Annotated in this window: 19 protein-coding genes; 11 read left to right on the top strand and 8 right to left on the bottom strand. The window is 70.7% G+C overall.

Features of this window, described 5'->3' with window-relative positions:
- Nucleotides 1–70: 70 nt before the first annotated feature.
- The 3 genes from ACQEU8_RS22800 (at nucleotide 71) to ACQEU8_RS22790 (ending at nucleotide 2590) form a co-directional block, all read left to right on the top strand.
- A complete protein-coding gene (locus tag ACQEU8_RS22800) occupies nucleotides 71–742 on the top strand; it encodes a PadR family transcriptional regulator (protein WP_433103976.1) in 672 nt (223 codons plus the stop codon).
- Nucleotides 743–911: 169 nt separating this feature from the next.
- Entirely contained in the window at nucleotides 912–1445 is a 534-nt protein-coding gene (locus ACQEU8_RS22795; protein WP_433103975.1) for a Clp protease N-terminal domain-containing protein, read from the top strand.
- A gap of 62 nt (nucleotides 1446–1507) precedes the next feature.
- Nucleotides 1508–2590 carry an EamA family transporter gene (locus ACQEU8_RS22790; RefSeq protein ID WP_433103973.1) on the top strand — a complete coding sequence of 361 codons (1083 nt, stop codon included), beginning with the start codon at nucleotides 1508–1510 and terminating at the stop codon, nucleotides 2588–2590.
- Here the strand turns inward: ACQEU8_RS22790 and ACQEU8_RS22785 are convergent.
- Nucleotides 2577–3248: a pyridoxamine 5'-phosphate oxidase family protein gene (locus ACQEU8_RS22785; protein ID WP_433103971.1), complete on the bottom strand. Its 672-nt coding sequence runs from the start codon at nucleotides 3246–3248 to the stop codon at nucleotides 2577–2579. The two genes, ACQEU8_RS22790 and ACQEU8_RS22785, sit on opposite strands and share 14 nt — an antisense overlap.
- Before the next feature lie 35 nt (nucleotides 3249–3283).
- On the opposite strand from ACQEU8_RS22785, the gene ACQEU8_RS22780 reads away from it, so the two are divergent.
- Nucleotides 3284–4615, top strand: a complete 1332-nt coding sequence (locus ACQEU8_RS22780) for an aminotransferase class I/II-fold pyridoxal phosphate-dependent enzyme (RefSeq protein ID WP_433103969.1) — start codon at nucleotides 3284–3286, stop codon at nucleotides 4613–4615.
- A gap of 27 nt (nucleotides 4616–4642) precedes the next feature.
- Here the strand turns inward: ACQEU8_RS22780 and ACQEU8_RS22775 are convergent, their stop codons facing one another.
- Nucleotides 4643–5104: a pyridoxamine 5'-phosphate oxidase family protein gene (locus ACQEU8_RS22775; RefSeq protein ID WP_433103967.1), complete on the bottom strand. Its 462-nt coding sequence runs from the start codon at nucleotides 5102–5104 to the stop codon at nucleotides 4643–4645.
- A 186-nt stretch (nucleotides 5105–5290) separates the two neighbouring features.
- On the opposite strand from ACQEU8_RS22775, the gene ACQEU8_RS22770 reads away from it, so the two are divergent.
- On the top strand, nucleotides 5291–5920 hold the full coding sequence (locus tag ACQEU8_RS22770) for a cysteine hydrolase (RefSeq protein ID WP_433103965.1): 630 nt from the start codon (nucleotides 5291–5293) through the stop codon (nucleotides 5918–5920).
- A gap of 193 nt (nucleotides 5921–6113) precedes the next feature.
- Nucleotides 6114–8288, top strand: coding sequence for an NB-ARC domain-containing protein (locus ACQEU8_RS22765; protein WP_433103963.1), 2175 nt, complete (start codon nucleotides 6114–6116; stop codon nucleotides 8286–8288).
- A gap of 20 nt (nucleotides 8289–8308) precedes the next feature.
- Here ACQEU8_RS22765 and ACQEU8_RS22760 read toward each other — a convergent pair whose 3' ends face one another.
- The 4 genes from ACQEU8_RS22760 to ACQEU8_RS22745 form a co-directional block, all read right to left on the bottom strand.
- Entirely contained in the window at nucleotides 8309–10015 is a 1707-nt protein-coding gene (locus ACQEU8_RS22760; RefSeq protein WP_433103960.1) for a hypothetical protein, read from the bottom strand.
- Between the two features lie 345 nt (nucleotides 10016–10360).
- The gene (locus ACQEU8_RS22755) at nucleotides 10361–12013 is read right to left on the bottom strand and encodes a TlrC/CarA/OleB/SrmB family ABC-F type ribosomal protection protein (protein WP_433103958.1); all 1653 of its coding nucleotides are present in this window, start codon (nucleotides 12011–12013) and stop codon (nucleotides 10361–10363) included.
- A 197-nt stretch (nucleotides 12014–12210) separates the two neighbouring features.
- Nucleotides 12211–12600, bottom strand: coding sequence for a VOC family protein (locus ACQEU8_RS22750; RefSeq protein ID WP_433108649.1), 390 nt, complete (start codon nucleotides 12598–12600; stop codon nucleotides 12211–12213).
- 59 nt (nucleotides 12601–12659) lie between these two features.
- Nucleotides 12660–12845, bottom strand: a complete 186-nt coding sequence (locus tag ACQEU8_RS22745) for a hypothetical protein (protein ID WP_433103956.1) — start codon at nucleotides 12843–12845, stop codon at nucleotides 12660–12662.
- 406 nt (nucleotides 12846–13251) lie between these two features.
- Between ACQEU8_RS22745 and ACQEU8_RS22740 the strand changes: the two genes are divergently transcribed.
- Nucleotides 13252–13800, top strand: a complete 549-nt coding sequence (locus tag ACQEU8_RS22740) for a hypothetical protein (protein WP_433103954.1) — start codon at nucleotides 13252–13254, stop codon at nucleotides 13798–13800.
- 51 nt (nucleotides 13801–13851) lie between these two features.
- Here ACQEU8_RS22740 and ACQEU8_RS22735 read toward each other — a convergent pair whose 3' ends face one another.
- Both ACQEU8_RS22735 and ACQEU8_RS22730 read right to left on the bottom strand, forming a co-directional pair.
- Nucleotides 13852–14469: a GNAT family N-acetyltransferase gene (locus ACQEU8_RS22735; RefSeq protein WP_433103952.1), complete on the bottom strand. Its 618-nt coding sequence runs from the start codon at nucleotides 14467–14469 to the stop codon at nucleotides 13852–13854.
- Nucleotides 14470–14542: 73 nt separating this feature from the next.
- Entirely contained in the window at nucleotides 14543–15109 is a 567-nt protein-coding gene (locus ACQEU8_RS22730) for a 2'-5' RNA ligase family protein (protein ID WP_433103950.1), read from the bottom strand.
- A gap of 304 nt (nucleotides 15110–15413) precedes the next feature.
- On the opposite strand from ACQEU8_RS22730, the gene ACQEU8_RS22725 reads away from it, so the two are divergent.
- From ACQEU8_RS22725 to ACQEU8_RS22710, 4 genes are all read left to right on the top strand, one after another.
- On the top strand, nucleotides 15414–16232 hold the full coding sequence (locus tag ACQEU8_RS22725) for a HipA family kinase (RefSeq protein WP_433103948.1): 819 nt from the start codon (nucleotides 15414–15416) through the stop codon (nucleotides 16230–16232).
- Nucleotides 16229–16642 carry a DUF3037 domain-containing protein gene (locus ACQEU8_RS22720; protein WP_433103946.1) on the top strand — a complete coding sequence of 138 codons (414 nt, stop codon included), beginning with the start codon at nucleotides 16229–16231 and terminating at the stop codon, nucleotides 16640–16642. The genes ACQEU8_RS22725 and ACQEU8_RS22720 overlap by 4 nt, the downstream gene beginning before the upstream one ends.
- Before the next feature lie 137 nt (nucleotides 16643–16779).
- A complete protein-coding gene (gene fabG / locus ACQEU8_RS22715; protein ID WP_433103944.1) occupies nucleotides 16780–17541 on the top strand; it encodes a 3-oxoacyl-ACP reductase FabG in 762 nt (253 codons plus the stop codon).
- 22 nt (nucleotides 17542–17563) lie between these two features.
- Complete coding sequence (locus tag ACQEU8_RS22710; RefSeq protein WP_433103942.1) at nucleotides 17564–18340, top strand: SDR family oxidoreductase; 777 nt, start codon at nucleotides 17564–17566, stop codon at nucleotides 18338–18340.
- Nucleotides 18341–18489: the final 149 nt, after the last annotated feature.

Here is an 18489-nt window from a genome sequence, read left to right as displayed (position 1 = left end):
AGGCGATGGCTCCCGATATATCGTTGAAGCATCGCGACTGATCAAAGATGTGATGTGAAAGGAGTCAGCGATGTATCCGTATGGAATGGAACACGGAATGGAAGAGGGTGCCAGGCAGTACGGTCCGGGCCGGGGTGACGGGATCGAGGGGGCCGACGGCGGTCCCTGCGGACCGCACCGGCACGGCCGTGGGCGCGGGCGCGGACCCGGCCGGGGGCGTGCGGCCTTCGGTCCGTTCGGGCCGCCCTTCGGTGGCGGGCCCTTCGGTGGCCGTGGGCGCGGCCGGGGCGGTCCTCGGGGCAGGGCCCGGCGCGGTGACGTCAGGGCCTCGATCCTGGTGCTGCTCAAGGAGCGCCCGATGCACGGCTACGAGATGATCCAGGAGATCGCCGAACGCAGCGGCGGCGCCTGGAAACCCAGCCCCGGCTCCGTCTATCCGACGCTGCAGCTGCTGGAGGACGAGGGGCTGATCGCCAGCGAGAGCGAGGGCGGCAAGAAGCAATTCTCACTCACGGACGAGGGCAGGACCGAGGCCGAGGCCGGTGCCGAGGCGCCCTGGGAGGAAGCCGGGCGCGGCGTCGACTGGGAGGCCATGCAGGAGGTCCGTACCGCGGCCGGCGGTCTCGCAGCGGCGTTCCAGCAGGTGTGGGCGACCGGTACGGAGGAGCAGCGGCAAAAGGCGCTCCGGGTCGTCAACGACGCCAGGAAGAGCCTCTATCTGATCCTCGCCGACGAGGACTGAGCCCGCGGGGCCTGCTGGGCTGGTGTGCTGGGGGATGACCGGGGGCTTGGGGCGTGCTATCTCCTTCCCAAGGAGGAGACGTCCGACATCCGCGCCCACCCATGGGGGGACGGGCATATGCCACGGCACGCCGATGAATTCTCACAGGTGCGTGTGATGTGGTGGTTCGGTGCACAGCTCTACACCGCCCAGCCCCTCCGTCGAAACGGGAGTCGACGCCGTCGTCGATCCGCAGGTCAGCGCTGCGCTGGCGGATGTGATCGCGACCGCGCGCCGCCGCGCGGCCCGGGACGGGGACCGGCAGATCGACACGGCGCACCTGCTGCACAGCCTGCTGGAGTCCGACAGCGGCACCTGGGAGCTGCTGGACGGCGGCGGCCCGCAGATCGGCAAGCTGCTCGGCTACCTCGTCCAGCGCAGCATCGGTTACGGCCTGCGCTGGCAGAGCACCGTCGAGGACTCCGGCGCCGTACCCGCCGTCTCCGAGCAGCCCGGTGGCGTTCCCGGCTGGTCGCCCAGCGCGCAGGCGGCCCTGGAGCTGGCGGCGTACCGTGCCCGGCGACTGCGGAAGGAACGGACCGAGGGGGTCGACCTGTTCGCCGGAGTGGTGGCCGACCCCGAGTGCCGGGGCGTGGAGGTGCTGCGCCGCGCGGGAGTGGACGTGGCACAGCTCGCCGACCGGCTGGACGTGGCCGACGCCTGAGGGGTGGGGGCGTCAGGGGTATCGGGGGTGACACTCCTGTCGGGGCTTGAGATGATGCGGCGATGCCTACCCAGTCCTCCAGCTCCGCCGCCTCCGCAGCGGACGTCACCCGGGCCCGGACCTCGGGTCTTGCCCTCGCCCTGGTCTCCGCCTGCGCGTTCGGCAGCTCTGGGGTGGCGGCGAAACCGCTGATCGAGGCGGGTCTGGAGCCCTTGCACGTCACCTGGCTGCGCGCTGCGGGCGGGGCGCTCGTGCTGCTGCCGCTCGCCTGGCGGCACCGCGCGCTGGTGCGGCAACGGCCGTGGCTGCTGGTGGGCTTCGGGCTGCTCGCTGTCGCGGGTGTGCAGGCCTTCTACTTCACCGCGCTCTCCCGTATCCCGGTCGGAGTGGCGCTGCTGATCGAGTATCTGGCACCCGCGCTGGTGCTGCTGTGGGTGCGGTTCGTGCAGCGCCGGGCGGTGACACGGGCGGCCGCGGTGGGCATGGTGCTGGCGGTCGGCGGACTCAGCTGCGTCGTCGAGGTGTGGTCCGGGCTGCGGTTGGACGGGCTCGGGCTGGCGCTCGCCCTCGGCGCCGCCTGCTGCCAGGTGGGCTACTTCGTGCTCTCGGACCACGGCAGCACAGCGGAGGAGGCCGACGGCACGGCCGGCGAGGGTGCCGTGACCAGGCCGCCCGCCGATCCGATGGGGGTCATCGCCTACGGGCTGCTGATCGGTGCGCTCGCCCTGACCGTCGTCGCCAGGCCGTGGCATACCGACTGGTCGGTGCTCGGCCGGAGTGCCCAGCTGGACGGCGCGGCGGTGCACGGGCTGGTGTTGCTGGTCTGGATCGTGCTGGTGGCCACCGCCGCCGCGTATCTGACCGGGGTGGTCTCGGTCCGGCGGCTCTCACCGCCGGTCGCGGGCGTGGTGGCCTGCCTGGAGGCGGTCATCGCAACGGTGCTCGCGTGGGTGCTGCTCGGGGAGCACCTGAGCGCCGTCCAGCTCGCGGGCGGCGCCGTCGTGCTGCTGGGTGCCTTCATCGCCCAGCGCTCCACCCCCAAGGCGCAGACCGACGCCGCCGCGCCGGTCGCCGGGTCCACCGGTTCCGGTCCACGTTCCGGCTCCGGGTCCGCCGACGCGGCGGTGGACGTCAGCGCGCGGTGAGGTAGTCGGGGAGCGGGGTGCCCGGCGCGAGGTCGTCGGCCGGTATCGGGGTGCCGTAGACGGGGGAGACGGGCAGCACGCCGCTCCAGTACGGCAGTTCGAGGTCTTCCGGCTCCTCGCTGGGCCCGCCCGCACGGCTCTTCGCCGACACCTCCTCCAGATCGACGCGGACGACGGCGGTCGCGGCCAGCTCCTTGGCGTTGGCCCTGCGCGAGTCCTCGGCCCGGCCGGGGACGGCGCTGTCCACGATGGCGTCCAGTGCCATCAGCCGCTCCTCGTGGTCCGTCACCTGGTGCGCGCGGCCGTGGACCACCACCGAGCGGTAGTTCACGGAGTGGTGGAAGGTGGACTTGGCCAGTACCAGCCCGTCCAGGTGCGTGACCGTCACACAGACCGGCATCCCACTGTCCTGGCCCGCCTCTCGCAGCGGCCGGGAGCCGGTGGAGCCGTGGACGTACAGCCGTTCGCCCACGCGTGCGTACAGCGTGGGCAGGACGACCGGTGCGCCGTCGCGGACGAAGGCCAGGTGGCACAGGAAGCCCTCGTCGAGGATGGAGTGCACCAGCTCCCGGTCGTAGGCCATGCGCTCGCGTGCCCGGCTCCCGGTGGTGCGGGGGGTCGGGGCGTAGGTCGTCGGGGTGGACGGTGAGCCGGTCATTGCGCCTCCTATTGCACTAGTGCATAATCAAGTTTGTGCTAGGAGACTACCGGATCGAAGGTCGTGGCGCAGCGGAGATCGCGGACAGCGTGGAACGCGGCGTCGGCAGCGGCGCGCTCGCGCCCGGCGACTCGCTGCCACCCCTGCGGGAGCTGGCGGCCGAACTGGGGGTGAACCCCAACACCGTGGCCGCGGCCTACCGCGCGCTGCGCGACCGCGGCGTCATCGAGACGGCCGGCCGGCGGGGCAGCCGGGTGCGGCAGCGGCCCGCCACCGCACCCCGCGAATCCGTGCGGGTCGAGCCGCCCCCGGGCGGTGTCGACATCTCGACAGGGAACCCCGATCCCGCGCTGCTTCCGCCACTCACCGCCGCCTTCGCCGTCGCGGCCGACCGCGCCGCACACGACCCCGTGCTGTACGGAGCACCGGACGCCGACCCCGCGTTCGCGGCGTCGGCCAGGGCCGCGCTGGACGCGGACGGGGTGCCGGCGGGGCCGCTCGTCGTAACGTCCGGATCGCTCGACGCCATCGAACGCGTGCTGGCGGCGCATCTGCGCCCCGGCGACGCCGTGGCCGTTGAGGATCCCGGCTGGGGCAGCCTGCTCGACCTCGTACCCGCGCTGGGACTGCGCCCGCTGCCCGTCGCCGTGGACGACGACGGACCACTCCCCGCGGAGCTCGAACGCGCCCTGGAGCAGGGGGCGCGTGCGGCGATCGTCACCGACCGCGCGCAGAACCCGACGGGCGCCGCCGTCTCGGCGGCACGCGCCCGCGAGCTGCGTGCAGTGCTGGCGGACCGGCCCGGCACGCTGCTGATCGAGGACGACCACGGCCACGGCATCGTCGACCTGCCGCTGCACCCGCTGGCGGGCACTACGCACCACTGGGCGCTGGTGCGCTCAACCGCCAAGGCGTACGGGCCCGATCTGCGGCTGGCCGTCCTGGCGGGCGATCCGCTCACCGTCGACCGGGTCCGAGGCCGCCAGCGGCTTGGCCCCGGCTGGGTCAGCCATCTGCTGCAGCGCGCCGTCGCACACCTGTGGGCGACCGGCGCGACGGACCCGGCCCAGGTCGCTGCCGCGTACGGTGTGCGGCGTACGGCCCTGGTGGACGCGCTGGCCGCCCGGGGTGTCACCGCGCGAGGGCGCAGCGGCATGAACGTATGGGTGCCGGTGCGGGAGGAGACCGGCCCGGTGGCGCGGCTGCTCCAAGCGGGCTGGGCGGTGGCTCCCGGCGCCCGTTTCCGGGTCGCCTCCCCGCCCGGACTGCGGCTGACCGTCTCGCCGTTGACCCTTGCCGGCATCGACCGGCTCGCCGACGATCTGGCAGCCGCGCTGCGCCCGGCCGAGCGGGGACGCTACGACTGACGCCGCGTCCCGGCCGAGGTGGCCGGCTCACAGCTTGCGGAAGTCCCAGGAGACCACCGACTCGGGTGTCAGTTTCAGCCAGGCGTGCCGTCCGTCGTACGGCATCCGCTCCAGGCCGAAGTACTTGGCGGGGAACGCCCGTTCCACCTCGGCCAGCTCCGGGCACGGCTCGCCCATACGCGGTGCCTCTCCGACGAACTCGGCCCGGCCGGACAGCTCGACGCCGCGCAGCTCCCCGTACTCCTCGCCCTCGTCCACCAGCACCGCGAGCCGTGGATCGGTGCGCAGCTGCGCCCATCTCCGGCTGCGGGTGAGCGAGTACAGCCACAGTGCGTCGCCGTCCCAGCAGAACCACAGCGCGCCCACGTGCGGTGCGCCCTGCCGGCTCACCGTGGCGACCCGGCAGGTGCGCTGGGTGCGCAGAAAGGCGTCCCGCTCCTCGGGCGTCATCATGATCCGGCGTCCCCGCCGCTGCTGTGTGTCGGCCATACGTCCCCGCTTTCCGAACCGAGCCGGGCGTTGCTGACTGTGCGTCAGGAAATCATGAGGGCTCTTCCTGTCTTGCGCAATGCTCCCTATCCTGCGGGCGCTTCCGCGACCGGGCTCCCGGCGGCCGGTTCCCCGACGACCCGGACCCGCGATGCCCCGGCGCTCCGACGACGGAAGGGAGCTCGCATGCCCCCGCGCGACCGGCTCGCCGCCCAGCTCGACCCCGCAACCACCGCACTGCTGACGGTTGAGTGTCAGCGAGGGGTCGTCGGTGCGGACGGCGCCCTACCCGAACTCGCCCACCAAGTACGGAGCACGGGGGTGCTGGACCGCATCGCACAGCTGACCGTCGCCGCGCACCGGGCGGGCGTCCAGGTCGTGCACGCCGTCGCCGAGCGCCGTCCCGACGGCAAGGGCGCCGGCCGCAACGCGCGGCTCTTCCGCGCCGCCGAACGGCTGCCCGTACGGCAGTTGACGGGCTCGCCGGCCGTGCAGGTCGCCCAGCCCATCCCGGTCGCGGACGAGGACCTGGTCGTACGGCGGCTGCACGGCCTCTCGCCGCTCGCGGGCACGGACGTGGACGCGCTGCTGCGGAACCTCGGCGTCCGTACGCTGGTGATCACCGGCGTTTCGGCGAACGTCGCGGTGCCCAACGCGGTCTTCGACGCCGTCAACCTGGGCTACACCGCGGTGGTGCCCGCCGACGCCATCGCCGGGGTGCCGGCCGACTACACCTCCGCGCTGATCCGCCACACGCTGGCGCTCGTCGCGACGATCACCACGACCGACGAGGTGCGGGAGAGCTGGGCGGGCTGACGCCCTGGCAGTGCCGACCAGTAACCACCGGACTGCCGACGGCACATCGGGCGGCGCAGGCGTGACATCCTTCCGCGGGCGGGGGAAGACGCGGTCACCCCGCGGGGAAAGCGGCGGTCACCGTGCGCCCGTTCCTCGTAACGCCTACCGTGGCGTGCGCTGATGTTGACGGGGCGTGAGGCGTGGAGGTGGGATGACGAGCACCGGAGCGGGAGCACCGTCGAGTGTCGGCGGGTTCACCAACGAGCTGTCCGGCACTGTGGCGGGACACAGCGTGCAGGCGCAGCAGATTCACGGAGGAATCACTTTCATTGCCGCTCCGCAGCCCGCTTCCGGTCCCGATGTGAAGCCGGACCAGGTCCCGCCTGTGCTGGTGCCGTTCGTCAACCGTGAGCGGGATCTGGCGTGGCTGGACGAGCGGTTCGGTGCGGGCCGGTCGGCCACGGGGGTGGGGCTCGGGCTCGTCTACGGGCTGCGTGGAGTCGGCAAGACCTCCATCGTGAGCTACTGGGCGGAGCGCGGTCGTGAACTGTTCCCGGACGGGCAGCTGTATATCGACTTCGCGCTGCTGGGCGGGCGTTCGTCCGGTGCCGATGTGTCGGAGGCGGTGCGCCAGTGTCTGCGTGGAATCGGTGTGGGGGAGACAGCCATCCCGACCGCGCCGGCTGAGCGGGCCGCGTTGTTCCGTTCGTGTTCGGCGGGGCGGCGACTGCTGATCGTCTGTGAGAATGTGAGCCACCCGTCGCAGGTCAGATCCCTGGTTCCCAAGGGGAAGGGCAGCGTGCTGCTGGCCACCAGCCATCTTCGTCTGGGCGAACTCGCCATGGCCGGGGCGGGGTTACTGGCAATGGAACCTTTCGACACGCACAGCGGCCTTCAGTTGCTGACGGACCGGTGCGGTGCGGAGGCCGTCGCGGCGGAGCGGGCGGCGGCCGAGAAGCTTGTCGAGTTGTCCTGCGGCCTGCCGGAGGCCCTCAACGTGGTTGCTGCCAAGCTGGTGAACTCGTCCCGGCTCACCATGACGAAGCTGGCCGGTGAACTGGCCGAGGAAACCGACAGGCTGGCAGGAATGGCCCTGGGGGAGGAGTACTCGGTGTCCGCGGTATTCGACATGACCTACCGGGAACTGCCGACGAACGCGGCCCGCGTCTACCGTGTGATCGGCCTGCTTCCCACCAAGAGGTTCGACGCCGCGACGCTCGCGGTGGCGGCGGAGACGGACGCGCGGACAGCGCAGCAGCTGTTGGACGCGCTGGAGTCGGCGCGGCTCGTCGACGCGCTGGAGGACGACCGCTACCGCATTCACGATCTCGTACGGCTGCACGCCAGGGAGAAGGCGGAAGCCGAGGAAACCGAGGACGCTCAACGGGCAGTGGTCGAGAGGGTGGTGACTCACTACCTCGCCCTGACCGCTCTCGCCGACCGCGCGCTGCGGCGGGACCGGCTGCGGATCGCGGACCTGGACGCCTTCTTGGACCAGGTGCCCGATCCCTTCACGGAGGGGGAGGGCGCGGTGTCTCCCCTCGACTGGCTGGAGGCCGAGCACCCGGCCATCCTGGAGGTGCTCAGGGCGGCCTTCCGCGCGGGCCTGCACCGGCAGGTGTGGCAGTTGTCCGAGGCGTTCACCGCACTGTTCCTCCGTCACCGTCACCTGGCCAGCTGGAAGGAATCACTGGAGCTGGGGGTCGAGGCCGTGGCGCGGGACGAGCGTCCGGTAACGGCCGCGGAAGCCCGGCTGCGCAGTCTGCTGTCCCGGCCACTGATGGATCTCGGCCAGTACGACGCGGCACGCGCCGAGCTGGACAAGGCGCTCGCCGCGGCGGAGGCATCGGGAGACGCCGTGGTGCACGCGTCGGTGCTGGAGTTCTCCGGACGTTACTGGGAACGCTTCGCACCCGCCCGGGCGCTCGCGGAGTACCGGAAGGCGGCCGACCTCAACCGCCGCGAAGAGGAGTGGCGCGGCGCCGCCATCGTCACCTACTTCCTGGGCTGCACACAGGACACGATGGGCGACCACACCTCCGCTCTGGAGACCCTGCGCGAGGCTCACCAGGGGCTGCTGGCGTGCGAGGACGCAAGGATGGCGGCTCGTGCGCTGCTCGCCCGCGGTCAGGTGCACGCCCACCTGGGGCAAGTGGCCGAAGCTCGAACGGTATTGAGTGAGGCGGCCGAGGTCCTGTGCTCGGAGAAGGCGGCGCACTACGAGGCGCAGGCCCGCGTGGTCTTGGCCGAGGTCCTGCGGGACGAGGGGGAGCGGCCGTCCGTCGTCAAGGCCCAGGTGGCCAGGGCCGTGGAGATCTACGAAGCCGAAGGGCATCCGAAGGCGCAGGAGCTGCGCCCTTGGCTGGACAGTCTCACGGGCGAGTGACCGGCCCGGACCGAGGGCCGTCAGGTGGGCTCTTCCTCGTATGACGGCCGCTGGCGCAGGGTGACGTCCGTCTGCCGTGCAGGGCTGGTCTTCAGCCTGACCAGCGTCCCGTCCACGGGAAACTGTGCGCGCAGACAGGTGTAGACAACCGCGGCCAGGAGGCCGGTATCGGCGTCCGGGTCAGTGGCCGTTGCTTCCACCACCCGCCCGTCGCGTACTCCCACCAGGCAGCCGCCTGCGCGTACGGCCGTTGCGGCCAAGAGGCTGCCCGGAAAGCTGGACAGGGTTTCGCCGATCCAGCGCTCAGCGGCGTCCGCAGTGGGAGCCGGGCTGTGGTGCACGAGGACGGAGGCGCTTTCGGTGAGCCTGGTGTCCCGCTCGTCCTGTGCGCAACACAGGTGGCTGAAGGAGTCCGCGGTCTCGTCCATGGCTTCGGACACGCAGGCGGGGTAACGACGCAGGGAAACGGTGGGCCGGTCTGCGTGCCGGTCGATCCGGGTGGTCACCATGAACGAGGTGACGTGTGCGGAGGGCGGCTCCGGCGCAGGCGGTGCCGGCAGGCGTACCGGAGCAGCGGTGGGTTCCGGGAGCTCCATGAGGCGGTAGATGACGGTACGAAGCTTGGCCAGCGCGTTGCCCGGCTCGGCGAATGCCCGGTCGGCGAGGCCGGCGTACTTTTGGGGAACGTGAGTGGCCAGGACCTCCTCGACATCCCGGTGCAGGCCGCTGCCCTCCCGCAGCTTGGGTGCTTGCCGGCCCAGTGCGGCGATCGCCGTTCCCGGCACGGCGTCAGTGCCGAACGCGCCCAGCAGCACAGGTTTGCCCAGCGCCGCTCCGTAAAGGGTGACCGACCCGTGGTCGCCGACCAGCACCGAGGCCGCCACCAGGACCGACCGCCATGCGTGCACAGGCGGGATGAGCATCAGTCCCGCCTCGAGTGCCGCGTCCAGCAGCATCCGGATGTGCCAGGTTCCGTGGCTCGACCAGACGTTGGGGTGGAGTATCGCGGCGACTCGGTACTGGTCGTACGGCAACTCGGCGAGCAGCCGGGCGAGGAGATCGGGGCGCCGGCCCAGCAGGGAAGTGGGGCCCCACGTGGAGCTGACGACCACCAGGTGCTGGCCGTCCCCCACCCCCATCGCCTGACGGAACCAGGACGCTCGGCCCAGGCCCGCCCGAAGCTCGTCGAAGCACGGATCCCCCACCAGCACGGTGCGCTCGGCAGCCTGCGGGTTCGAGGCATGGAGCTGGTCGCGCTGGCTGGGATGGGAGATGGCCAGCCAGGCCCGTTGGGCGTCCAGCAGCTCATCCTGTACGGCGCCGGAGAGCCGGGTGCGGGACGAACGCGAGTCCGGGACGAACTTCTGGAAGCCCACTCCATGGGGCAAGTACAGGACCGGGTAGTCGCCCTTGGGGACGTCGATGTTCTCACTGGCGGAGATGAGGAGGTCGGGCGCGAGCGAGTCGAGCTGCTCCCATGGAACGACGCGGCATCCGGTGTCGTGGAGAAGGTCGAGCACGCCGTCGCTGAATGCCGAGGTGGGGTCGTACGCGAAGACCACGGCGATCCGGCTGTCATTGCGCAGCAGTTGGGGGAGGCACTCCAGTACGCGGATGGTCGAGACGAGTGTTCGGGCCGCGACGACCACGGTTCTGGTGTGGTGGAAGGTGCTCCAACGGACTGCGTCCTCGCGGACGGGTACGGGGAGCGGCCGGCTATTGAGCACGGCCGCTCCGTGAGGGGTCACATGGTGCGGTTAGGGGGTGCCCCTGTCCGACGCTTGCGGGGCGCGGGTGCGTTGTGGCTTGTCGCGCAGTTCCCCGCGCCCCTTCGGGGCGCCCCCTGCGCTCGCGGATCGCGGATCGCGGATCGCGGATCGCGGATCGCGGATCGCGGATCGCGGATCGCGGATCGCGGATCGCGGATCGCGGATCGCGGATCGCGGATCGCGGATCGCGGATCGCGGATCGCGGATCGCGGCGAGTTTCTGTATCACACAGCAAGTGGTCCGGCAGCCCTTCTGTCAACAGTGCCTTTCGAGGCTCGGTACACGGTAGCGAAGAGGTACGGGTCACTCGGCTGGAGGCGCTTGGTACGCGGCGATCCGTCCGTCACGCAGCATGAGGTGCGAGCCGGTGAATCGGGATCGCATCCGGCGGTCGTGGGTGACGACCACCAGGGCGCCCCGGTAGTCGGCCAGCGCTTCTTCCAGTTCCTCGACGAGGGCGGGGGCGAGATGGTTGGTGGGCTCGTCGAGAAGCAGCAGGTCGACCGGGTCGCTCACCAGCCGGGCCAGCTCGATCCGGCGTCGCTGGCCGTAGGAGAGTTCTCCGACGCGCAGGCGCAGCTCGGCCGGGCTGAACAGACCGAGCGCGAGCAGCGTCTCGGTGTGCTCGTCCGGGTCGCCTTCCCGCCCCAGGGCGAATGCCTGGGCGACGGTCAGCCCGGGCTGCCACGGAGTCTCCTCCTGGCGCAGATGTCCCACCCGCCCGGGGACGTGCACCGAGCCGTCGTCGGGGTGCAGCTCTCCTGCCAGGACGCGCATCAGAGTGCTCTTGCCGGCTCCGTTGGGGCCGGTCACGTGCAGCCGTTCGCCGGGCCGGACGGTCAACGACGGGATGCGGAGCCGCTCGCCGACGTTCACCCCGGCAAGTTGAGCTGCTGCGGCCAGGTTCGCGGTGTTGGTGGCCGTGGTGATGTGTGCGGTGAGGACGAGCGGCTCGGGCGGAGGCGCGACGGGGTTTGCGGTCAGCCGTCCGACCCGCTCCTTCGCGTTGCGGATGCGGACCATCGCACCATGTCCGCGGCCGCGCGCCCGGAACCCGCCGTGACCGAAGACGCTCAGCGGCATCTTGCGCGGAATGGCGTCCAGCCGCGCCACGTTGGATTCGGCGAGCCGCCGGTTGTGGGCGAGGTCGGCACACCAGTCCTCGTACTCCTGCAGCCGTCGTCGGCGCTCTGCCGCCTTCGCGGCGAGGTAGCCGTCGTAGCCGTTCCCGTGCCGGGAGACCCTGCCCGAGTCGACCTCCAGGATCGTGGTGGTGAGTCGTTCCAGGAACACCCGGTCGTGGCTCACCGCGACCACCGTTCCCTTGTGTTCGCGCAGGTGCTCTTCCAGCCAGCCGACGGCCTGATCGTCCAGGTCGTTCGTCGGCTCGTCCAGGAGCAGCAGCTCCGGTGCCGACGCCAGCGTGGCGGCCAGCGCCAGTCGGGACCGCTCACCGCCGGACAGGGTGCCGAGCCGCCTGCCGCGGTCCAGGTTCGGCAGTCCGAGCCCGTGCAGCGCGATGCCCACCCTGGTGTCCGCCTCGTATCCGCCCCGGGCCTCGTACTGCTCGATCAGCGCGGCGTAGGCCGCATAAGAGGGGTCGGACTCCACTTCCCCTCCCGTTGTCAGTTCGGCTTCGGCCCGGCGGATCCGTGATTCGAGCGCGCGCAGATCGGCGAGAGCCAGGTCGACGGCGTCCTGGACGGTGGCGTCGGGCGGCAGTTGCAGGGTCTGCGCCAGATATCCGGTGCCACCGGGCGCCGTCACGGTCAGCTCACCGGACTCGAACCGCTCCTGCTGGGCGATGATCCGGAGCAGTGTGGACTTTCCGGAGCCGTTGTCACCGACGACACCGGCCTTCTCGCCCGGCTTGACGGTGAGGCTCACCTGGTCGAGTACGACGTGATCGCCGAAGCGCTTGGTGATGTCGTGGAGTGTGAGTTGTGACGCACGCATGGTGCTGTTCCCCCGTTCTCGGCGGCCGGGCCGGTAGTTGGCGTGCGCTGACGTTGCCGTGCGCACCGTGCGGGGCGGGGCGCAGCGAGGCTGACGAGGGGGTAGCGGGTGCCTTATGGGGTGTCTCCTTCGGGGCGACTGAGTACGGGGGCGACAGAGTACGGGGCAGGGCAGGGCGTGACGGCGGAGTCGGGTGATCAGGAGGCGGCCGGCGCTGCCCACTCGACGAACTGAATGATCACGCCGTTGGGATCGGTGATCTGGAAGAGGTGTTCGCCCCAGGGCTCCTCGCGCAGCGGCATGGTGATCTCCACACCCGCGTCGCGCAGGCGCTTCTCCTCGTCCTGGATACCGGTGATGGTGAAGGCGAGGATCAGCCCGGAGGCGCGCTGGTCGCGCTGGTCGGCCGGCAGTATCCCGGTGCCACGGGCGAGCAGGACGATATCGGCGGCGGCGTCCGGGCGGGTCAGGGAGGCGAAGCCGTCAGCGGCGGCCTGTTCGGTGTAGCCGAGGTGCGCGGTGAAGAACTGCTGGGAGGCGGCGACGTCGTCGACGGTGAGCGAGACGGTGGAGGCGGTGATCTGCAAGGCGTTTCTCCTCATGGTTCGGGGGGTGAGTGCTGATGTGGGTGCCGGTGTGGGGCAGGTCAGTTGCCGTAGCGCCGCGGCAGATTGCGGACCGGCGGGGGAACCCGTCGGGCGCGTGCGGGGGACGCCTGGACGGGCGGGCGCCGGTTGCCGCGGGGCGGTACGGGGGTGCGGATGTCGAGCTTGGCCAGGGGGCTGGTGCCGAGGGCCGTGGTGCGGAGGAGGGCGGGGATGGGTTCGGGCATGGGCGCTTCCGTTCTTCCTGCGGAGTTGAAAATTTGCGACGGACGTAAATTTACTCCGAGGCTCTGAAGGTGTCAACATAAAAATGCCACGAGTGTAAAAATTTCTGGACGACTGGCTACCGACGGCACCTCGCCCGCAACCCCTACCGGCCTGCCACCCGCTTGTTCATCGCCCGGGGCTTCGAGTAGACGGTTACCAACTACTCCCGCGCAAAGAGGACTTGGCGCTGGACCACCGGGTCGCCGCACCCGGCTGCGGTCATCAACCTGTCGAGGGCGGGTGGGCTCAGCCAGGCAAATGCGCTGTCCGGACGGTCACTTGCCGGATCCGGAGGCGCTGGGCGCGATTCTGCCTCCGCGCGAAATCACCACGCCGTGGCCCGGGACAGCGGGGTACGGTCTGCGCGTGATCTACCTGATAGGCGGCCCGCCACGGGTGGGCAAGAGCACCCTCGCATGGATGCTGCTGGACCGGGACGGCATCCCGGGATGCCCGACCGACGCTCTGGTCTCGATGCTTCAGCGTGCTGCGCCCGAGCACGGCGTGCGGCACGGTACGCATGCGGACAAGGCCGTACGGGCGCAGCCCTTCCTCATCGAGTTCGTCCGTGCCACTGCGGAGAGCCTCGACGACTCCGATCCTCTGGACGGTTATGTGGTCGAGGGTGACATCGTCACGCCGGCGGCGGCCGATGCGGTTGCCGCTCTCGGAGTGCCACTGAGCTGCGTCTTCCTCGGAAACACGGAGCTCACCACCGAACACTTGAGGGCCGCCCCGGACTGGCTCGACGGAGCCGATGACACCACGTACCGGAAGATCGCCGCGTGGGTCAGGGAACAGAGCACCGCCCTACGTGAAGCCTGTACGGCCGGCGGGCACGCCTACATCGAGTTGCGGGCCGGCCACACGAAGGGCCTTGAGAGGGCCTACTCGGCACTGGTGGAGAGGGCCTGACTGTCGGCAGCCCCTCAACGGAGCTGCCGGTCAAGACCCGCCGGTCACGCCCTACACGCCAGCCGACGGACCGGGTTCGCGCCGCATGGCCCACAGCACTGGTCCGCCTCCGGGCAGTTGCAGCTCCTTGTGCACGGTGAAGCCGAAGTGCTCGTAGAAGGGGAGGTTGGATGGCTTGGAGGGCTCCAGATAGGCGGGCAGGCCTGCCGCGTCGGCCTTGGCCAGCCCCGAACGCAGCAGCGCTGCCCCGTGCCCCTGGCCCTGGGCGGCGGGGTCGGCGCCGATCAAGGCCAGGTACCAGTGAGGTTCCGTCGGTGTGTGCTCGGCCACTGTCGTGACGGCATCGCGGAACAGCAGTGCCCGGTCGCCGAGGATGTTCTGGAGCTCCTGGACGGTCTCCGCGTCAGGAACGGCCTTTTCCTGTCCCTCCGGCGGTACCCAGAAGGCGACCGCTGCGTCAGTGCGCTCGCACACGCCGTGCTGGGCGTACTGCCGGGTGAAGAGTGTGGTGAAGTAACGGCCAAGCGCTGCCTCCCGAGCGGAATCATCGGGGAAGAACCAGCGCATCATCGGGTCATCGTCGAAGGCGCAGGCCAGGGTGCGGCTGACCAGCTGAGCGTCGTCGATTGTTGCCGTCTTCGGCGTGTTCGTTATCGGCACATGGGTCATTCTGCACCCCTGGTGATCTTCAACGACCGGCGGGCTGACCGCTCGCGACGGCGCCGTACGCGGATCTGTTCGGTCAGCCCCGCCGCAGCACAGCGAGCGGGTAGTTCACCCGTTCCTGCCAGCGTTCGCCGTCCCACACGATGAGTTGAACCGCGTGGACGTGGCAGCGCAGCGGCAACAGAGGCGCGAGTTCTGCCTGCAACGCGTCGTACGCTGCGTCCTGGGTCGCAGGGCCCTCGTGGTTCGCGACCGTCAGATGGGGGTCGAGACCGGTGCCGAAGAGCCCTCGGTACGGGACCAGTTCGGGCCAGCGCTGCGTGAGGTCCGCGGTCAGCGCCTTGACCGGGTTGTGCGGCTGCGGGGCGAGGTACAGCACACCGGGGTAGCGGCCGAATTCGGAGAAGGTCAAGGTGAACGCATCGTGCTTGGCGAAGAGGCCGGACAGTTCACGGTGGACGAGGGTGTCTATGCGGCTCTCGTGCACGAACGGGTAGAGCACGGTCACATGGGCGGGGAATCCGGCCCGGACCAGCGGATCAGCCTCTGGAATCTTGATGGTGAACGCTGTGTCGCCGGGAATGTCCGGCCACCGGTCCGCGTTTCGCTCGCTCTCGACTTTGACCTGATCTGCGCTCGCCACGCCCCGATGATCACAGCCAGGGGATCCGCGAGCAACATGCCGACTGGTCGGACCCGGGCGGCCAACTGCCGCTGATCGGAGCGGGCTTGCGGCTGACAGGCGGCCCCGGGACGCGCTCAGGGAACGGGCCGCGCTGAGCCGCTGGACGACTCGATCACCGTCCATGCCTCTAGTGCCGCTGAGTGCCGGGAGGAGCCCGTCCTACCCCGGATTCTCCGCGGGGGTGCTCAGGGCGGCCGCTGGGGTGGGTGACCCGGTGGCAGGACCTGAAACTGAACCGTAGACGGGCGTATAACCTGGGGAAATGCTCCCCGAAGTCACAGCCACGCGCTATGTCACACCACTGCGCGAGGGCGGTTCACTCCCCGGTCTGGTCGAGGCCGACGACCTGGGGACCTATGTCATGAAGTTCACCGGCGCCGGACAGGGCCGCAAGACGCTGGTGGCCGAGGTGTTGTGCGGGCGGCTCGCCCAGCGGCTCGGTCTGCGGGTGCCCGATCTGGTGCGGACCTGGCTCGACCCGGTGATCGGTCTGTCCGAGCCCGACGAAGAGGTGCAGGGACTGCTGAAGGCGAGCGGCGGGCTCAACCTCGGCATGGACTTTCTGCCCGGCTCGCTCGGCTTCGACCCGCTCGCCTACCAGGTGAGCCCCGAGGAGGCCGGGCGCGTGGTGTGGTTCGACGCGCTCGTGGGCAACGTCGACCGCTCCTGGCGCAACCCCAACATGCTGGTGTGGCACGGCGATCTCTGGCTGATCGACCACGGCGCGACGCTGATCTTCCACCACAACTGGCCCACCGCGCAGGCCGCCGCCGAGCGGCCGTACGACGCCTCCGACCACGCGCTGGCTCCCTTCGGGCCGCTGACCGAGGAGGCGGCGGCCGAGCTGGCGCCCCGGGTCACCGAGGAACTGCTGTCCGAGTGCGCCGCCGAGATCCCCGACGAGTGGCTCGCGGACGAACCGGGCTTCGCGTACCCGGACGAGGTACGCGCCGCGTACACCAAGGTCCTGGCGTCCCGCGCCCGTACGATCCAGGAGCGGATCACGCTCGGCGAGCCGAGCAAGGACCTGCCCTCGCAAGCGCCGGGGTGGCTCACCGGGAAGGGCGGCGATGCCAAGTGACGCGGATTCGTACTGCGGCAGGTGCGCGCAGCGATCTCGACGTGTTCGAGTACGCGCTGCTGCGTGTTGTTCCCCACATCGAGCGCGGCGAGCTGATCAACGCGGGCGTCCTGGTCTACTGCCGGGCGCGCTCCTTCCTCGGCGCGCGCACTCATCTCGACGAGGACCGGCTGTTCGCCCTCGACCCGTGCGCCGACGTCCAGGGCGTACGGGCCGCGCTGCACGCCGTGGAGGGCGTGTGCAGCGGGGGCGCGCAGGCCGGGCAGGCGGCCGGGGAGGACGTGGGCCGGCGCTTCCGGTGGCTGGTGGCGCCGCGCAGCACGGTCGTCCAGCCCGGCCCGGTGCACACCGGGCTGACCGCCGATCCCGAGGCCGAGAGCGAGCGCCTGCTGGATCTGCTGGTGCGCTGAGCCGCATCCCGGAGGGGCCGGTCCGTGCCGGTCCCTCCCGGATGCGGGCGTTGACACCACATCGCCCGCCCCATAGCGTCACGACTGCCATAGGTACTAAGCGGTTGCTCACCCACTCAGGCCGAGGAGAGACCAGCATGTCCAGCACCGAGCAGCGAGTCGCGATCGTGACGGGCGCCGCCCGAGGGATCGGCGCGGCCACGGCCGTCCGTCTGGCGGCCGAGGGCCACGCCGTAGCCGTACTCGACCTCGACGAGGCCGCCTGCGCGCAGACCGTCGCGCAGATCACCGAGCAGGGCGGCAAGGCGCTCGCCGTCGGCTGCGACGTCTCCGACTCCGCGCAGGTCGAGACCGCTGTCAGCCGCGTCGCCGAGGAACTCGGGGCGCCCGTGGTGCTGGTGAACAACGCCGGTGTGCTGCGCGACAACCTGCTGTTCAAGATGAGCGACAGCGACTGGGACACGGTCATGAACGTGCACCTGCGGGGCGCTTTCCTGATGTCCCGTGCCTGCCAGAAGTACATGGTGGACGCCGGCTTCGGGCGCATCGTCAACCTCTCCTCGTCCTCGGCGCTGGGCAACCGCGGGCAGGTCAACTACGCGGCGGCCAAGGCCGGTATGCAGGGCTTCACCAAGACCCTCGCCAAGGAACTGGGCAAGTTCGGCATCACAGCCAACGCGGTGGCACCCGGCTTCATCGCCACCGACATGACCGCCGCCACCGCCGAGCGCGTGGGCATGGGCTTCGAGGACTTCAAGGCCGCTGCGGCTGGCCAGATCCCCGTCCAGCGCGTGGGTGAGCCCGCCGACATCGCCAACGCCGTCGCGTTCTTCGCCGACGAGCAGGCCGGCTTCGTCTCCGGCCAGGTGCTGTACGTCGCCGGCGGACCCCTCAACTGACGGCCGGCGAGGAGCAGATCGGATGACAGAGCAGACAGCGGGCGGCCGACTGCCCGACACCGGGAAGGTCGCACTCGTCACGGGCGGCAGCCGCGGCATCGGCTACGGCATCGCCGAGGCGCTGGTGGCGCGCGGCGACCGGGTGTGCGTCACCGGGCGGAACGAGGACGCGCTCAAGGAGGCGGTCGAACGGCTCGGCTCCGACCGGGCGATGGGGGTCGCGGGCAAGGCGCACGACCTGGAGCACCAGGCGGCCGTCGTCGAGCAGGTGATGGAGGCGTACGGACGCATCGACCACCTGGTCAACAACGCGGGCACCAACCCGGTGTTCGGGCCGATGGCCGAGCTGGACCTGGGCGTCGCCCGCAAGGTGTTCGAGACGAACGTGATCTCGGCACTCGGCTTCGCGCAGCGCACCTGGGCCGCCTGGCAGCGGGAACACGGCGGGACGATCGTCAACGTCGCCTCCATCGCGGGCATTTCGGCCTCGCCGTTCATCGGCGCGTACGGCATGAGCAAGGCGGCGATGGTCAATCTGACCCAGCAGCTCGCCCACGAGTTCGCGCCGAAGGTGCGGGTCAACGCGGTGGCGCCGGCCGTGGTCAAGACGAAGTTCGCCGCGGCGCTCTACGAGGGGCGCGAGGAGGAGGCGGCCGCCCGCTATCCGATGGGCAGGCTCGGCGCGCCGGAGGACGTGGCGGGCGCCGCCAAGTTCCTGACCTCCGACGATGCGGGCTGGATCACCGGCCAGACGCTGACCGTGGACGGCGGTCTCTTCCTCAACGCGGGCGTCGAATAGTCGAACAGCCGCGCCGCGCCACTCGTGCGGCCCGTCGAGCACCTCCGTACGACCGTTGAACTGGCGCCGCGATTCCAGGCGCCGAACGGCCTATGGCCCATATGTCCGGGTGTCGGTACCACAGGTACCGGCACCCGGACGTCTTGTTC

This window comes from Streptomyces sp. CA-250714, from assembly GCF_050936705.1.
Lineage (GTDB): Bacteria > Actinomycetota > Actinomycetes > Streptomycetales > Streptomycetaceae > Streptomyces.
The sequence above is the reverse complement of the archived record's forward strand: the minus strand, read 5'-3'. Positions and strand labels throughout refer to the sequence as shown.